17 protein-coding genes and 1 pseudogene are annotated in these 15,532 nt (G+C 67.3%); 5 read left to right on the top strand and 13 right to left on the bottom strand.

Annotated elements, in window-relative coordinates:
• Entirely contained in the window at positions 1 to 1,203 is a 1,203-nt protein-coding gene (locus ACYVN4_RS44815; RefSeq protein ID WP_460730364.1) for an argininosuccinate synthase, read from the bottom strand.
• 252 nt (positions 1,204 to 1,455) lie between these two features.
• Here ACYVN4_RS44815 and ACYVN4_RS44820 point away from each other — a divergent pair, with 252 nt between their 5' ends.
• Positions 1,456 to 2,223 (top strand): trans-aconitate 2-methyltransferase, encoded by a 768-nt coding sequence (locus ACYVN4_RS44820; RefSeq protein WP_460730365.1) that lies wholly within the window; start codon positions 1,456 to 1,458, stop codon positions 2,221 to 2,223.
• A gap of 148 nt (positions 2,224 to 2,371) precedes the next feature.
• Complete coding sequence (locus ACYVN4_RS44825) at positions 2,372 to 2,530, top strand: hypothetical protein (RefSeq protein WP_379367168.1); 159 nt, start codon at positions 2,372 to 2,374, stop codon at positions 2,528 to 2,530.
• A 1-nt stretch (position 2,531) separates the two neighbouring features.
• Here the strand turns inward: ACYVN4_RS44825 and ACYVN4_RS44830 are convergent, their stop codons facing one another.
• Positions 2,532 to 3,326 carry an esterase/lipase family protein gene (locus ACYVN4_RS44830; RefSeq protein WP_460730367.1) on the bottom strand — a complete coding sequence of 265 codons (795 nt, stop codon included), beginning with the start codon at positions 3,324 to 3,326 and terminating at the stop codon, positions 2,532 to 2,534.
• Between the two features lie 84 nt (positions 3,327 to 3,410).
• Here ACYVN4_RS44830 and ACYVN4_RS44835 point away from each other — a divergent pair, with 84 nt between their 5' ends.
• The gene (locus ACYVN4_RS44835; protein ID WP_460730369.1) at positions 3,411 to 3,800 is read left to right on the top strand and encodes a VOC family protein; all 390 of its coding nucleotides are present in this window, start codon (positions 3,411 to 3,413) and stop codon (positions 3,798 to 3,800) included.
• Here ACYVN4_RS44835 and ACYVN4_RS44840 read toward each other — a convergent pair.
• From ACYVN4_RS44840 to ACYVN4_RS44850, 3 genes are all read right to left on the bottom strand, one after another.
• Positions 3,797 to 4,213 carry a DoxX family protein gene (locus ACYVN4_RS44840; protein WP_460730371.1) on the bottom strand — a complete coding sequence of 139 codons (417 nt, stop codon included), beginning with the start codon at positions 4,211 to 4,213 and terminating at the stop codon, positions 3,797 to 3,799. The genes ACYVN4_RS44835 and ACYVN4_RS44840 overlap by 4 nt on opposite strands.
• Before the next feature lie 48 nt (positions 4,214 to 4,261).
• Positions 4,262 to 5,776, bottom strand: a complete 1,515-nt coding sequence (locus tag ACYVN4_RS44845; RefSeq protein WP_460730373.1) for a hypothetical protein — start codon at positions 5,774 to 5,776, stop codon at positions 4,262 to 4,264.
• Positions 5,777 to 5,863: 87 nt separating this feature from the next.
• Positions 5,864 to 6,787, bottom strand: a complete 924-nt coding sequence (locus tag ACYVN4_RS44850; protein ID WP_460730375.1) for an MBL fold metallo-hydrolase — start codon at positions 6,785 to 6,787, stop codon at positions 5,864 to 5,866.
• A 93-nt stretch (positions 6,788 to 6,880) separates the two neighbouring features.
• On the opposite strand from ACYVN4_RS44850, the gene ACYVN4_RS44855 reads away from it, so the two are divergent.
• The gene (locus tag ACYVN4_RS44855) at positions 6,881 to 7,474 is read left to right on the top strand and encodes a TetR/AcrR family transcriptional regulator (RefSeq protein WP_460730377.1); all 594 of its coding nucleotides are present in this window, start codon (positions 6,881 to 6,883) and stop codon (positions 7,472 to 7,474) included.
• Between the two features lie 114 nt (positions 7,475 to 7,588).
• Here the strand turns inward: ACYVN4_RS44855 and ACYVN4_RS44860 are convergent.
• A pseudogene (locus ACYVN4_RS44860) lies at positions 7,589 to 7,997 on the bottom strand (FBP domain-containing protein).
• 154 nt (positions 7,998 to 8,151) lie between these two features.
• Here ACYVN4_RS44860 and ACYVN4_RS44865 point away from each other — a divergent pair.
• Positions 8,152 to 8,973, top strand: a complete 822-nt coding sequence (locus ACYVN4_RS44865) for an alpha/beta fold hydrolase (RefSeq protein WP_460730379.1) — start codon at positions 8,152 to 8,154, stop codon at positions 8,971 to 8,973.
• Here ACYVN4_RS44865 and ACYVN4_RS44870 read toward each other — a convergent pair.
• The 7 genes from ACYVN4_RS44870 to argC all read right to left on the bottom strand — a co-directional run bounded on the left by ACYVN4_RS44870 (position 8,934) and on the right by argC (position 15,528).
• Entirely contained in the window at positions 8,934 to 9,617 is a 684-nt protein-coding gene (locus ACYVN4_RS44870) for a hypothetical protein (RefSeq protein WP_460730381.1), read from the bottom strand. The two genes, ACYVN4_RS44865 and ACYVN4_RS44870, sit on opposite strands and share 40 nt — an antisense overlap.
• 90 nt (positions 9,618 to 9,707) lie before the next feature.
• A complete protein-coding gene (locus tag ACYVN4_RS44875; protein WP_379367188.1) occupies positions 9,708 to 10,238 on the bottom strand; it encodes an arginine repressor in 531 nt (176 codons plus the stop codon).
• Complete coding sequence (gene argF / locus ACYVN4_RS44880; RefSeq protein ID WP_460730383.1) at positions 10,235 to 11,179, bottom strand: ornithine carbamoyltransferase; 945 nt, start codon at positions 11,177 to 11,179, stop codon at positions 10,235 to 10,237. Before argF ends, ACYVN4_RS44875 begins: the two co-directional genes overlap by 4 nt.
• Complete coding sequence (locus tag ACYVN4_RS44885) at positions 11,176 to 12,369, bottom strand: acetylornithine transaminase (protein ID WP_460730385.1); 1,194 nt, start codon at positions 12,367 to 12,369, stop codon at positions 11,176 to 11,178. Before ACYVN4_RS44885 ends, argF begins: the two co-directional genes overlap by 4 nt.
• Positions 12,366 to 13,265 (bottom strand): acetylglutamate kinase, encoded by a 900-nt coding sequence (gene argB, locus ACYVN4_RS44890; RefSeq protein ID WP_460730387.1) that lies wholly within the window; start codon positions 13,263 to 13,265, stop codon positions 12,366 to 12,368. The genes ACYVN4_RS44885 and argB overlap by 4 nt, the downstream gene beginning before the upstream one ends.
• Entirely contained in the window at positions 13,262 to 14,470 is a 1,209-nt protein-coding gene (argJ, locus tag ACYVN4_RS44895) for a bifunctional glutamate N-acetyltransferase/amino-acid acetyltransferase ArgJ (RefSeq protein ID WP_460730389.1), read from the bottom strand. Before argJ ends, argB begins: the two co-directional genes overlap by 4 nt.
• Positions 14,467 to 15,528 carry an N-acetyl-gamma-glutamyl-phosphate reductase gene (gene argC, locus ACYVN4_RS44900; RefSeq protein WP_460730391.1) on the bottom strand — a complete coding sequence of 354 codons (1,062 nt, stop codon included), beginning with the start codon at positions 15,526 to 15,528 and terminating at the stop codon, positions 14,467 to 14,469. The genes argJ and argC overlap by 4 nt, the downstream gene beginning before the upstream one ends.
• Positions 15,529 to 15,532: the final 4 nt, after the last annotated feature.

Genomic DNA, 15,532 nt, shown 5'->3' on the forward strand with positions numbered 1-15,532 from the left:
CTACTTGCTGTTGAGATCCCGACGCGCCGCGACCTTGGAGGACAGGCCGTGGATCTGGACGAAGCCCTTGGCCAGCGACTGGTCGAAGGTGTCGCCCTCGTCGTAGGTGGCGAGGTTGAAGTCGTAGAGCGACTCGTCGGAGCGACGGCCGTTGACGACCACGCTGCCGCCGTGCAGGACCATCCGCACATCACCGGACACGTGCTGCTGGGTCTCGGCCACGAAGGCGTCCAGCGCGCGCTTGAGCGGCGAGAACCACAGGCCGTCGTACACCAGCTCGCCCCAACGCTGCTCGACCTGACGCTTGTAGCGGCCCAGCTCGCGCTCGACGGTGACGGCTTCCATCTCCTGGTGCGCGGTGATCAGCGCGATCGCACCCGGGGCCTCGTAGATCTCGCGGCTCTTGATGCCGACGAGGCGGTCCTCGACCATGTCCAGCCGGCCCACGCCCTGACGGCCGGCGCGCTGGTTCATCTCGGTGATGGCCTCGAGCATGGTGACCGGGCGGCCGTCGATGGCGACCGGGACACCCTTGTCGAAGGTGACGATGAGCTCGTCGGGGGCTTCGAAGTTGACGGTCGGGTCGACGGTGTAGTCGTAGACGTCCTTGGTCGGCGCGTTCCACAGGTCCTCGAGGAACCCGGTCTCGACCGCGCGGCCCCACAGGTTCTGGTCGATGGAGAACGGCGACTTCTTGCTCACGTTGATCGGCAGGTTGTTCTGCCCGGCGAACTCGATGGCCTTCTCACGGGTCCAGGCGTAGTCGCGGACCGGAGCGATCACCTTCAGGTCGGGCGCGAGCGCGCCGATGCCGACCTCGAAGCGAACCTGGTCGTTGCCCTTACCGGTGCAACCGTGCGAAACGGTGTCGGCGCCGTGGTATTCGGCGGCCTCGACCAGGTGCTTGACGATCAGCGGCCGGGAGATGGCCGAGACCAGCGGGTAGCGACCCATGTAGAGGGCGTTGGACTGGATGGTCGGCAGGCAGTACTCGTTGGCGAACTCGTCGCGCGCGTCCACCACGATGGACTCGACCGCGCCGCAGTCCAACGCGCGCTGGCGCACGTCGTTCATGTCCTCGCCACCCTGGCCCAGGTCGATGGCGACGGCGACAACCTCCGCGCCCGTCTCCTTGGCGATCCAGCTGATGGCGACACTGGTGTCCAGCCCGCCGGAGTAGGCGAGTACGACGCGCTTGGTCATAGTCCGTGTGCTCCTCGATTGTGCGTGTGGGTCTCGGGCCGGCGCGCTGCGCCGCATGCCGTTACCGGCTCTGTCTTCCGCCGAATACAGACTGCGTGGCGCGCTCCGTCATCCTGCAAATGATTATGCACGACGATGCAATCCCATTCATAACCGGGTCCCGACCAACCGGTCCCATCCTTGCACCGGGACGTTTCGAGGAATACAGTACGGACGTACGGTTTGGGATATTCGAGCTGATCGGAGCGACCCGTGTGGGATCCGGACAAGTACCTGGCCTTCGACGACCTGCGGGCGCGGCCGTTCTTCGACCTGGTGAATCGAGTGGGCGCGACGCAGCCGCGGCGGGTGGCGGATCTGGGGTGTGGGCCCGGGAATCTGACCGTCACCCTGAGGCAGCGGTGGCCGGGAGCGGCGCTGGAGGCGTTCGATTCGTCACCCGAAATGGTCGCCGCGGCAAAGGAACACGGGATCGACGCGACCGTCGCCGATGTGCGGGATTGGCTGCCCGCGCCGGATACCGACGTGGTGGTGACCAATGCCGTGCTGCAGTGGGTACCGGATCACCTTGCGCTGCTGCCGGGTTGGATCGAGGCGCTACCGGCGGGCGCGTGGTTCGCGCTGCAGGTTCCCGGAAACTTCGACGCGCCTTCGCATCTCGCCATCCGGGAGCTGGCTTCCTCGGATCGCTGGAACGGAAAACTGGGTGCGGCAGGAATTCTCAACCGTGAGGCGGTACCGGATCCGGCCAGGTACGCGGCGGTGCTGACCGATGCGGGCTGCCGGGTCGACGCCTGGGAGACGACATATCTGCAGCCGCTGAGCGGTCCCGATCCGGTGCTCGAATGGGTGACGGGCACGGCGCTGCGCCCGGTCCGCGATGCCTTGGACGACGCCGACTGGCAGGCTTACCGCGCCGAGCTGGCCCCGATCCTGCGGGTCGCCTATCCCGAGCAGCCCGACGGCACCACCTGGCTGCCGTTCCGGCGGGTGTTCGCGGTCGCGCACAAGAACGACTGATTCGCGAGCGGCCAATTAAGGGGCGACCGGTCGGCTCGAAAGCCGACAAATGTCCGAAAAGCCGCACATAGCCGGGTTTTCCGATCACATCCGGCCGGGCTGTGTCACGCTGAAGATCATCACTCCCGCGCACACGGAGGATTCAGCCATGCTCTCGACACTCGCCCAGAACGTCGGCACCCTCGGCCACGACATCCTGTCCCTCGGCTCGGCCGCACTGCAGTTCGCGCAGGACCTCATCACCTCCGGCGGCACCGGCGGCGGGGGCGGTGGCACCTACCCACCCGGCCAGTACCCGCTCAACTGAACTAGGGGCTAGGGCAATCGGTCGTCAACGGTGCGTTGCGCAGCGCGGAGTCGATCAGCTGTCGCAGCGCACCGTCGATCGGCTCCTGACCGTGCGAGACCGTCCGGCCGGGGCAGAAGGATTGAATACTGGCGTTGGTCGCGCCGGGGAGCGGATTCTTTTCCGCGCCCGCGCTTTCGGAGAAGAAGTGGTACGCGGTGAGACCGGGCGGCACCGCGGGATCCGCGTTGAGTTGAGACAGGAAATCCGAGCCCGGGACCATATCGCGGCAGCCCGGTGACACCGGCGCGCAATCTCTGGCCAGATCGTCGCCCTGCTCCGGGGAGCCATAGTCGACGTACGTGCCGATCGAGTCGATACCACCCAGGAATTTCACGTAGTACCGCTGTGTGAGCCCGCCCATCGAATGCCCGACCAGGTCCACCCGCGCCGCGCCGGTCTGCTGACGAATCCCGGCCACCTTGTCAGCCAGCGCCTGCGCGGAATCCGAAATCGCCGCTGTGCCAGTGGGATTCCCGTTCAGCACCATCGAGAACGCGGTGTAGCCCTGCTCGGTGAGCCACGCGCGCAAGCTTTCCAGCCGCCCCTCGTCCGCCGCGATCCCGCCGATCACCAGAACCGGGTCACGCGGTGGACCATCCGCTTCGGCAATCCCGTTCTGCCCCAGCAGAATTCCGGCTGCCGCGCACAGAGCGCTCGCGGTCGAGCATGCGATTCGTACCAGGGAGGACATCAACCAACCTTCACGGAGAACCCGACCGCCATGTCCGCCCGACCCTACCAACGCGGGCGGCACGACGGTCGACCGCAATAACCGGGGCACGCGAACCGAATCCGCGAACCGTCCGCCACCATCGCGAGGCCCCGTACGATCGATCGGGTGGCCATCGCCCAGCTGGGACTCATTTCCTTGAATTGCGCCGACGAGGTTGCGCTGGCGGAATTCTGGGCCGCACTGCTCGGCGGCGAGATCGTCTATCGCGAGGACACCATGGCGGTGGTCCATGCCGAACGCGGTGTGCTGTCGATGATCCGGGTGCCGGGGTACCGGCCGCCGACCTGGCCCGACGGTGTCGCCCCGGCATCCGTTCATCTGGATCTCGTGGTCGCCGATCTCGATATCGGCGAACGGGAGGCGGTGCGACTGGGCGCTCGTCGGGCGGAAGTGCAGCCCGGGCCCGACCGCTGGCGGGTGCTGCTCGACCCGGCCGGGCATCCGTTCTGCCTCGTCGCCCATATTCCGCTGCTGCCGTTGGGTCCGAAGACCTAGGACCACAGTTCCGGTTGGAGCACGTGGACCCAATCGGCGGGCCACGTGGCAAGAGCGATGATCACCATGATGACCAAATGCACCGGGGCGGCAGTGCTTTCCTTCGGGCCATGGTGGTTGATGATGTGGGTGACCACCGCGCCGGTCAGCACGAGGATCAGAACGGCGGCGGCGAGAAATCGGCTCTCGTGATACGGGAGGACCAGCAGGACCGCGCAGACGCCCTCGAGTCCGCCGACCACGTAGCGGAACCAGGCGGGCCAACCCCACTCCGGGAACTTCTCCGAGTAGGCGGGGCCGAAAAACGTTGGGCCGGGCCAGAATTTGGTCACCGCCCCCGCCAGGAACTCGAGGGCGACGAACCATAGGAAGGCGGTGGCGACCCAGCCGGGCCAGGTGTGCGCGATAGTCATACCTACCCGACCGAATACCCGGCCGAAATGTGACCGCGCGCCGAAAGATCACTGCGCGCGGGCGGTCCCGGGCCACAGCAGATACGAACGCGACAGGGCCAGCGCGGTCGCCAGCAGCGCGGTCCCGAAGTACACCGGCAGCAGGTGGATGAAGGCCGTGTAGTGGATGGCCAGGTGCACGGTCAGCGCGGCCGCGGATCCGGAGAACGCCGCGCCTGCGAGCGTCCACCACACCCATGCCTCGCCTTGCCGCCAACCCCACAGCCCGAGCAGCATGATCGCCACCCCGGTCGCGATCAACGCCCCGCCGAAGCCCGCTCGATCGTGCGCGATGAACGGCAGCAGATGGGAATTGGCGGCGCGCAGGGTGTCGGCGTCGGTCTGCAGGAAGGTCAAATCCGTCGGGACGAACACGCCTGTGAGGCCGACCGTGGAGATCACGATGCCACCGACGATCACGCCCGCACCGGTGCCGATTATCAGCAGTTGACCGATCAGCGCACGACGACGGATGGATTCGGGGCACTCCTCCCGCGGTGGGCGCCAACGCGCCGGGCCGGGCCGTTCCCGCACGGCGAGAACGAACATCGGAAATAAGACCACCGCCACGGCCACGTGCAACGGCTCGACGAATCCGATTCCCAGGAAATAGAACAGCGTCGGAAATCCCACCAACCCGGACAACAGATACGCCGTTCGCGCCCACGCCCGACCCATCCGAATCCCACCCCAGGCCAGCCCCACATACAGAAACCCAATGGCAATCATGTTCCCCGCCATGGTAATTCGATCATGCTGCAGGAAATGCACCAGATGATGGTTGATCCCGTGCAGCCCCTCGACATCCGTACCGAGATAGTCCCGGTCGTACCAAAGCAACACCGGCCCCAACGTGATCGCCCCGGCCCCCAGGCCCGCGGCGATCATCCCGACCCCGACCAGCACTCCCCAGAACCAACCGGGCCACCCGCGTGGATCCCACGGCACCTCCCGCATTGCCGGTGCGGGCGGCGCGGTCGGTGTCGCCGCCTCGATCACCCGGTTGAACCAGTTCGGCCCGGATTCAATGAGCACGGCCGGGGTCGCCAGCACTGTCGCCACTGGATCCTCCAGTGCGGTCAGGGCTTTCGCGATATCCGGCTCGGTGAGATAGATCCGGTCCGGCGCGTCGCCGACGATCACCTCGTCGACAGCATCCGACAAGTCCGCCGCAACACCGGCATCCGCGACCCGCGCCACCACCCGGCATTCCCGCCCCCGCGCGGCATCCCGCACCGCCTCAACCTGATCTGCCGTCACCGGCCCCACCTCGAGCACCGTCGCCCCTTGCACCGCGAGCACCCGAATCGCGTCCCGCGCCACCGCAACCGGCACCACCGCCCCGAACCGTCCCACCCACTCCCCCGGCGGCTCCGCATGATCGAACACCCGCTTGATGACCACCCCACCATTCGGCAGCCCGATCAACATCGACAAAAACCGCAATGCCCCCACCTGCGCCCGCCGCTCCCCGAGCACCGAGCTCGCCAATGGTCGCAACGGGTGATACGTCCAATCCGGCACGCGCCCATCCTCACACACCCGACCCACACAACCTGCCCAACGCGCAACCCACCTCGGCCCGGTAGTTCGTCGAACTGGTCACCAATGTCAATTCCGGTCGAGCGCGCTGCTTTCCGGGACGGGTGAGAGGCGGTAGGCGGTGCCGTCGCTGATCACGTGCCCGGCGGTGGGTGGCGGGAAATGGGTGCCCAACATCAGGGTTCGGGTGTCTGCGAGGGATGCGAGCAGGGTGCGGCGGGAGCTTTCGGACTGGTGCGGGTCGATGTCGACGCAGGAACCGATGGCGGGGTGGGCGAGTTGGATGGGGTGGTGGATGCAGTCGCCGGTGATCAGCGCCGACTCTCCCTGGCTGGTCACGTGGACGGCCAGATGGCCGGGGGTGTGACCGGGCACCGGAAGCAGTCGCAGACCCGGGATGATCTCGGCTCCCTCGGCAGGGAGGTCGACGAGATCGAGCTGTCCGGCCTGCTCAACCGGGATCACCGAATCTCGAAACATCTGCGCGCGTGCTTCTTCCATGTCATAGGTGGCCCAGAACTCGCGCTCGACGCGGGAGGTGAGGTAGCGCGCATGGGGGAACGTCGGGAGCCACGTGCCGTTCACTGCCCGGGTGTTCCAGCCGACGTGGTCGGCGTGCAGGTGGGTGAGGATGACGAGATCCACTGAGTCGGGCGGGAATCCGGCGGCCGTGAGGCGCTCCAGGTAGTCGGTTTCCAACATGTGCCAGGCGGGATTGGCCCGCTGCTTGCCGTTTCCGACACCGGTGTCGACGAGAACACGCTGTCCGCCCAGGACGAACGCGAAGCTGTGGCTGTCCAGACGCAGGATGCCTTCGTGGTCGGCGAAGTCAGGCGTCAGCCAGCGCTGCCCGCGCACCACTTCCGGGGTGGCGTGCGGCAACAACCAGGCTCCGGTCGCGGGCGGCAGCGGCACTTCGTCGATGCGTCGCAGGGTCACCTCGCCTACGGTCCAGGAAGGAATCGACGTGGTCGTATCGGCTGGCGTGGACATCGAGCCTCTTCCCATTAAAGCAATCGGTTAGCTTTAATGCACAGTAGCTCCCGCAGCCGAATAAACGCAAACCCTTTGCTTTAAGCTGGCCCTGTGAGTCGAAAGGCAATGGTCCGCCCCGGCGGCCGCAGCGCACGGGTGCAGGCATCGGTACACGCGGCCGTCCACGAGCTCGAATCGGAGGTAGGCCGCGAAGCCCTCACCATCCCGCTCGTGGCCGCCCGTGCGGGCGTCACCCCCTCGACCATCTACCGACGCTGGGGCGATCTGCAAGAACTACTGTCGGACGTAGCCGTCGAACGCCTGCGCCCCGACACAACCCCCCAGGACACCGGCACCCTCGAATCCGACCTCGCCGCTTGGGCCGAACAATTCCTCGAGGAAATGGCAGCCCCCATCGGCCGCGCCTACATCCGCGACGCCCTCCTCGGCTCCCCCGACAGCACCAACGCCGGCCAATGCTCCGCCTACGCAGCCGAGCAAATCACCCTCATCCTCACCCGCGCCACCACCCGAGGCGACCACACCCCAAACGTGGAAACAATCCTCGACCACGTCGTAGCCCCCATCATGTACCGCATCCTCTTCCGCCCCGACAACCTCACCCCCACCCTCGCCCGCCACTTGGTAACCGAACTACTCTCCGCCCCGACCACAGCTTCTCAGCACCCGAAGGAATGTCGGTGAGCTTCAAGGGAGATCGGTCGTAGCAGTGTCGGACCACCGGTGGCCGGACCGAACAACCGCGTCAGTGGCGTCTCCACGCGAACACCGTGTGGATGCTGGCGTGGGTTGCACCGGTCAGCTGGACAGGCGGGTGATGAAAGCCGTGATGTTGGCATACACTCGCTCGGCCTTCTGTTCGGCGGTGAGGTCTTCGCGGTATCGGACACCCATCGATGGACGCTTCATGTTGCGTGCGTACAGCGAACAGGACAGGTCGGTGCACATGTAGGTGCCGATCGTATTGCCTCGGCGCCCGGACTCGCCGGTCTTGGCCGCGGTCATCAGGGAGACTGCGTTGCCGGTATGGGTAGTCAGGCAGATGGTGCACATCTGTGCCCGGGAATGATGGATCGGTCCATCCCAGGAAGTCCAGATCGTCCCATGGCTGGAAGGCGAGGTTGCGCGGGATATGGAGCCGCTGAGCATCGCCCTTGGAGCAGTTGACGAATGAGGATCTGATTTCGCGTTCGGCGATCGGTTCCATGACGGGTCCTTCGGGATCGTTGCGGAGCACAGCCGGTCATTCCCGTCGGGAGAGCGGGTTGCATTACCTCGCGGGTAATCGTTTCTGGCGGTGGGGTGTTGGAGACTCGGTGCGGGATCGGCGAGATCCATTGCTCCAGTAGGAAGGCCCTCTCATGCCGTACATCACCGTCGCCGCAGACGTGAAACTCTTCTACAAGGATTGGGGCACAGGGACTCCCGTGGTTTTTCTGCATAGCTGGTCGTTGAGTTCGGCTATGTGGCAGTACGAGATGGCTCGGCTGACTGAGGCGGGGGTGCGGGCTGTGGGGTATGACCGGCGCGGGCATGGGCGGTCCGAACAGCCTTGGGGTGGATACGATTTCGATACATTGGCCGATGATTTGCAGGCCGTGTTGGAGCAGTTGGATCTGTGGGAGGTCACGCTGGTCGGGCACTCCACCGGTACCGGGGAGATCGTGCGGTATTTGGCGCGGCACGGGTCCGAACGGGTGGCTCGTATCGTGCTGGTGGCCTCGGCGCTGCCGTATATGACGAAGACCGAGGACAATCCGCTCGGGATGGAGCCTGAGAGCTTCGATGCGCTGCGGGCGATGTGGAGCAGTGATGTTCCGGGGTGGATTCGGGCGGTCTCGGAACCGTTCTTCGGGGTGGGGCTGCCGGGGAACACCATCTCGCAGGAGTTGATCGATTGGTCGGTGGCCGACGCCAACGCGGTGGCGGTGAATGCCATGCTGGATCTGAGCCACACCGTGACCGAGACCGATCATCGTGACGATCTACGCGCCATCGATGTGCCCGCACTCGTCGTGCACGGCGCGGACGACCCTTTCAATCCGCTGGACCTGTGTGGTCGACTGACCGCCGAGCTCATTCCGGGCAGCGAGTTGAAGGTGTACGAGAACGCCTCCCACGGACTGCATCTGACCCATCTGGATCAGCTCAGCACCGACCTGCTCGAGTTCATCAAGCGGTGAACCGGCCGAGGGTGGCTACCGTGAGACCGTGAGAGCGTCGACGGCACACAGAACCCCGCGTCGTCGGCGAGTCGGACGAACGGAGGCGGGCTGACGGGCAGCCGGAGCGCGGCACTGTCGAGGTCGCGCGGGTAGGGACGGCGCAGGCGGGCGGTGCGGCCGCCGGGTTCCATGGGCGGAGTCGGCGGCTGGGGCGGGTAGTCCGGGACCCGGATCGGGTGCGGGACGGTGGCGTCGAACCAGCTCAGCACGGTTTGGCGTTCGGCGCGGAAGAGGACGCCGCCTGCAGACCAGTGTGCGGCGACGATGCGGCCGGAGAGCGCGACGGTGAGTTGGGTGAAACGGCCGCCGTACGGCTCGGGGGCGGATTCGGAGACGGCGTGGAAGCCGCAGGTGCAGTGCGGATCCGGGGCCGGGTGGGTGGCGCCGCGGCGGCATTCGGCGATGGCGTCGAGGGGGTAGGGGGCGCCGCCGGTGGCGGGGATGAACTTGTCACCCGCGGTGCGGTGGGCGACCTTGTGCGCCAGGATCACCCACACGCCGTCGTCGGTGCGACTCAGGCTCGGCTGGACGATGTCGGGGACTTCAGGGCGCTCGTGCGTCCCGGCCTCGAAGGATGCGATCAGTCCATAGCCTTCGCACATGCGCGTTCCTCGCTCGGGGATGTCCTTGCCAACGAGCGTACGCGCACGTCCCCGCACCGCTACCGCAATTATCCTGCGGCACAGTCTGATTCAGGCCAGCAGTTCGATCTTGGCGGCGAGTTCCGCGCCGGTCATGGGCTCGCGGGCGATGACGGCGATGGTGTCGTCACCGGCGATGGTGCCGACGATCTCCGGCAGCGCGGCACGGTCGAGGGCACTGGCGAGGAAGTGCGCAGCACCGGGTGGCGTGCGCAGCACCGCGATATTGCCACTGGCATCGGTGGAGACCAGCAGGTCGCCGAGGAGCTTCGAGAGTCGTTCGGTGCCGCCGGTGACACCACGCACGGGCGAACCGTCCTCGGGCACCACGTACACGCCCGCGCCGCCGTCCGCGGCACGCAGCTTCACCGCACCGAGCTCATCGAGGTCACGCGACAGGGTGGCCTGCGTGGTCTCGATCCCCTCGGACGACAGCAATACGGCCAGTTCGGATTGGCTGCGAACCTCGTGCTGCGACAGGATCGCGACGATCCGGGCCTGCCGCCCGGCGCGGGTGCGCGCGATGGCCGCACCCGCTCTGCCGGACGCCGGGGCGGGTGAGCGACGTTCGCCGCTGCTCACCCCTCACCTCGCTCGAAACGCTCGAGCAGCCACACCAGTAGCGCCTTCTGCGCGTGCAGCCGGTTCTCGGCCTCGTCCCAGACCGCGCTGTGCGGGCCGTCGATGACCTCGTCGGTGATCTCCTCACCGCGATGCGCCGGAAGGCAGTGCAGCACGGTCACATCCGACGCGGCGCGCGCCAGCAGCTCGGCGTTGACCTGGAAGGGACGGAACGGCGCGACCCGGTCGCGGCCGTCGTTCTCCTGGCCCATGGAAGTCCAGGTGTCGGTGACCAGCGCATCCGCGCCCTCGACGGCGGCCAGCGGATCACTGGTGAACGCGATCCGAGCACCGGTCTCGGCGGCCCGCTTCTGCGCGGCCTCCACGATCCAGCCGAACGGCTCGAAACCCTCGGGCGCGGCGATGGTCACGTTCATCCCCGCGGTGACACCGCCCAGCAGCAGCGAGTGCGCCATATTGTTCGCACCGTCACCGAGGAAGGTGAGATTACGCCCGCTCAGGTCGGAACCCTTGCGTTCGCGCAGCGTCTGCAGATCGGCCATCACCTGACACGGGTGGAACTCGTTGGACAGCGCATTGATCACGGGAACCGTTGCCGCCCCGGCCATCTCGTCCAGCCGCGCCTGCTCGAAGGTCCGCCACACAATGGCATCCACATACCGCGAGAGCACCCGCCCGGTATCGGCGAGCGTCTCCTCGCGCCCGAGCTGGGTGTCGCGTCCGTCGACCACGACGGCGTGCCCGCCGAGCTGAGCGATGCCCATCTCGAAGGAGAACCGCGTGCGGGTCGAGTTCTTCTCGAACATGACCGCGATACCCCGCGGACCCGCCAACGGCTTGCGCGCCAGCGGATCGGCCTTCAATTCCGCTGCCAGGGCGAGGATTTCGGCCTGTTCGGCGGGGGTGACGTCGTCGTCACGCAGGAAATGCCGGATGGTCACTTGGTCTCCTTCTGGGCCTGCGCGGCATCCAGGATGCCGGGCAGGTCGGACAGGAAGTTGTCGGCCTGGGTCTCGGTGAGCACCAGTGGCGGGGCCAGCCGGAGCACGTTGGGCTTGGGCGCGTTGAGCAGGTAACCGGCCTCCCGCGCCGCCGTCTCCACCTGCGCGGAAACATCGGCGGTGAGCTGGATTCCGAGCAGCAGCCCGGCACCCCGCACATGGTCGACGAGCGGGTGGCCGAGGTCCTCGATGCCGTCGGCGAGGATCTTGCCGACCTTCTCCACATGCGAGAGCAAACCCTCTTCGTCGATGGTCCGCAACACGGCCAGCGCCGCCGCCGCGCACACCGGATTACCGCCGAAGGTGGTGCCGTGCATGCCCGGCTGCAGCAGCTCGGCCGCCGCGCCCTGCGCCAGCACCGCGCCGATGGGCAGCCCGCCGCCCAGCCCCTTGGCCAGGGTGATGACATCGGGCACGATGCCCGCCGCCTGGTGGGCGTAGAACGCGCCGGTGCGGCCGATACCGGTCTGCACCTCGTCCAGGATCAGCAGTGCGCCATGCTCTTTGGTGATCGCGCGCGCCTTGGCCAGGTAGTCGGCCGGGGGCACCACGACGCCGCTCTCGCCCATGATGGGCTCGAGGAAGACCGCGGCGGTGTCCTTGTCGACCACTGCGGCCAGCGCCGCCGCGTCGCCGTAGGGCACGTGCACGACGCCGGGCGGCATGGGCGCGAACGGTTCCCGCTTGGACGGCTGCCCGGTAAGCGCGAGCGCACCCATGGTCCGGCCGTGGAACGCCTCGTCGCAGGCGACGATCTTGCTGCGTCCGGTCAGCCGCGCCATCTTGAACGCGGCCTCGTTGGCCTCGGTGCCGGAGTTGCAGAAGAACGCCTTGCCGTTGCCGTCACCGAAGTGCGCGAGCAGCCGCTCGGCCAGCTCGATGACCGGTTCGGACGCATACAGATTCGACACGTGCCCGAGCGTCCCCAGCTGCCCGGTGACCGCCTCGAGAATCGCCGGATGCGCATGCCCGAGGCTGTTGACCGCGATGCCGCCCAGGAAGTCCAGGTAGCGCTTCCCGTCGGCGTCGTAGACCACGGCCCCGGCACCGCGCACCAGCGCGACCTTCGGAGTCCCGTAGTTGTTCATGAGGGCGGAATTCCACCGCACCTGCAGGTCGGCTGTGCTCATGAGATCTCCTGTACGGAAGTGACCATCGTGCCGATGCCCTCCCCGGTGAACAGTTCCAGCAGAACCGAATGGGCCACGCGCCCGTCGATGACGTGCGCGGTCGGAACGCCACCTTCGACGGCACGCAGGCAGGCTTCCATCTTGGGCACCATGCCCTCGTCCAGCGACGGCAGCAACTTGGCGAGCGCATCGGTGTCGATGCGGGTGGTCAGTGAGGACCGGTCGGGCCAATTGGTGTACAGGCCCTCGACATCGGTGAGGATGACGAGCTTCTCCGCGCCGATGCCCTCGGCCAAGGCGGCCGCGGCGGTATCGGCGTTGATGTTGTGGACCACGCCGTCGGCGTCCGGAGCGATGGTGGAGACCACCGGAATCCGGCCCGCCGCGATGAGATCCAGCACCGCGGACGGTTCCACCGAGGTAACGTCGCCGACCAGTCCGATATCGGTGGGCTCGCCGTCGACCTGCACGGTCCGCCGCGTCGCCGTGAACAGATGCGCGTCCTCACCGGAGATGCCGACCGCGTACGGGCCGTGAGCGTTGATGAGCCCCACCAGTTCCCGGCCCACCTGCCCGAACAGCACCATCCGCACCACGTCCATGACCTCGGGCGTGGTGACCCGGAAGCCGCCGCGGAACTCCCCGGTCATGCCGAGCTTGGTCAACATGGCGCTGATCTGCGGCCCACCGCCGTGCACCACCACCGGGTGCACGCCGACCGTGCGCAGGAACGCCATATCGGCCGCGAACGCCCGCTTGAGCTCGTCGTCGATCATGGCGTTGCCGCCGTACTTCACGACCACGATCTTGTCGCGGAACTTCTGCAGCCAGGGCAGCGCGTCGGCGAGGACGTGCGCCTTGTCGAGCGCCGAAAGCTGTTTCAGCACATCGTTCATGAGCTGTAAGCCGAATTCTCTTCGACATAGCCGTGCGAGAGGTCGGTGGTGCGCACGGTGGCCTCACCGTCACCGAGGTTGAGCTCGACCAGCACCGCGATATCGGCCCCGGACAGGTCCACCTCGCGCGCACCCGGCGCACCCGCGCCCTCGATGCACACCGGAGATCCGTTGAACGACACCGAAACCCGGTTCGGATCCAGTTCGATGGGCGCGATGCCGATCGACGCCAGCACCCGGCCCCAGTTCGGATCCGAACCGAAGAACGCGGTCTTGACCAGGCTGTCGCGCGCGATGGCCCGCGCGCCGATGAGCGCTTCCTCTTCGCTCACAGCGCCTTTCACAGTGATGTGCACGCGCTTGGTGACACCCTCGGCGTCGCCCATGAGCTGTTCGGCGAGGTCGTCGCAGACCGCGAGCACGGCGGCATTGAGATCGGCCTGCGACGGCGCGACCCCCGAAGCGCCATTGGCGAGCAGCAGCACGGTGTCATTGGTGGAGCAGGAACCGTCCACGTCGAGCCGGTCGAAGGTGTAGCCGGTCGCGTTGCGCAGCGCCTCGTCCAGCTGTTCCGGAGTGGCGATCACGTCGGTGGTCAGCACAACGAGCATGGTGGCCAGCGACGGCGCGAGCATGCCCGCGCCCTTGGCCATGCCGCCCACATTCCACTTGTCCTGATGATGGAACGCAGCCTCTTTCGGCACCGTGTCGGTGGTCATGATGGCCCGCGCGGCCTCCGCGCCGCCCTGCAGCCCGCCGCCCATCTCGTGCACGATCTCGGTGACGGCCGGGATCAGCTTGTCCATCGGCAGCCGGTCACCGATCAAACCGGTGGAGCAGACCGCGATCTCACCCGCGCCGGTCTCGGTACCCCAGTTGCTCAACGCCTTCGCCAGTTCTTCGGCGGTCGCGTGGGTGTCCTGGAAGCCGCCCGGACCGGTACAGGCGTTCGCGCCACCGGAATTCAGGATGACCGCGCGCAGGCGGCCGCCGGTGAGCACCTGCTGCGACCACAGCACCGGCGCGGCCTTGACCTTGTTGCGGGTGAACACGCCCGCCGCCGCGTACTCCGGCCCCTCGTTGAACACCAGCGCCAGATCCGGCTTGCCGGACTTCTTGATGCCCGCCGCGATGCCCGCGGCCCGGAACCCCAACGGTGCGGTGACGCCCTGGGTCCGCACCAGCTTGCCGTTGTCGATTGTCACGGTGCCACTCCTACGGTGGAAAGTCCTGCGGTCTCGTCGATTCCGAGCGCCAGATTCATCGATTGCACCGCGGCGCCCGCGGTGCCCTTGGTCAGATTGTCGATCGCGCCGATGACCACCAGCATCCCGGCGTCGGTGTCCACGGTCACCTGGAGGGTGACGGCATTGGAGCCCAGCACCGAACCGGTCTGCGGCAGCACGCCTTCGGGCAGCAGGTGCACGAAAGGCTCATCGGCGTAAGCCTTCTCGTAGACGGCCCGAGCGGTCGCGACGTCCACGGTGGTGGGCGCGGTGCAGGTGGCGAGGATGCCACGCGGCAGCGGGGCAAGCACCGGGGTGAAGGAGACCTGCACATCGGTGCCGGAAGCACTGGCCGCCTTCAGATTCTGGGAGATCTCCGGGGTGTGCCGGTGCGCGCCCGCGATGCCGTAGGCCCGCAGCGAGCCCATCACCTCCGAACCCAGCAGGCCCACATCGAGTTTGCGGCCCGCGCCCGAGGTGCCGCTCACCGCAACCACATTCACCCGCGGCTCGATGATTCCGGCCGCGATGGCCGGGGCCAGCGCCAGGCTCGATACGGTCGGGTAGCAGCCGGGCACCGCGATCCGGGTGGCGCCGCGCAGCCGATCCCGGCCGCCCGGGAGCTCCGGCAGCCCGTAGGGCCAGGTGCCCGCGTGCGGGGTGCCGTAATACTTCTCCCACGTGGCCGCGTCGGTGAGCCGGAAATCGGCGCCGCAGTCGATGATGATCGTGGACTCCGGCAATGCCGTGGCGATCGCGGCGGACTGCCCGTGCGGCAGGCCCAGGAACACCACATCGTGCCCGGCCAGCACCTCGACGGTGGTGGGTTCGAGCACCCGGTCGGCCAGCGGCAGCAGATGCGGCTGCAGCTCACCCAGGGTGGTGCCGGCATTGGAGCCCGCGGTCAGCGCCCCGATCTCGAGACGCCCACTTCGGTAGGCTGGGTGACCGAGAAGCAGGCGCAGGACTTCCCCGCCCGCATATCCGCTCGCACCAGCTACCGCGACCCGCAGGGGTCCGTTGGAGACATCCGCCATGTGA

The organism is Nocardia heshunensis, from assembly GCF_054782115.1.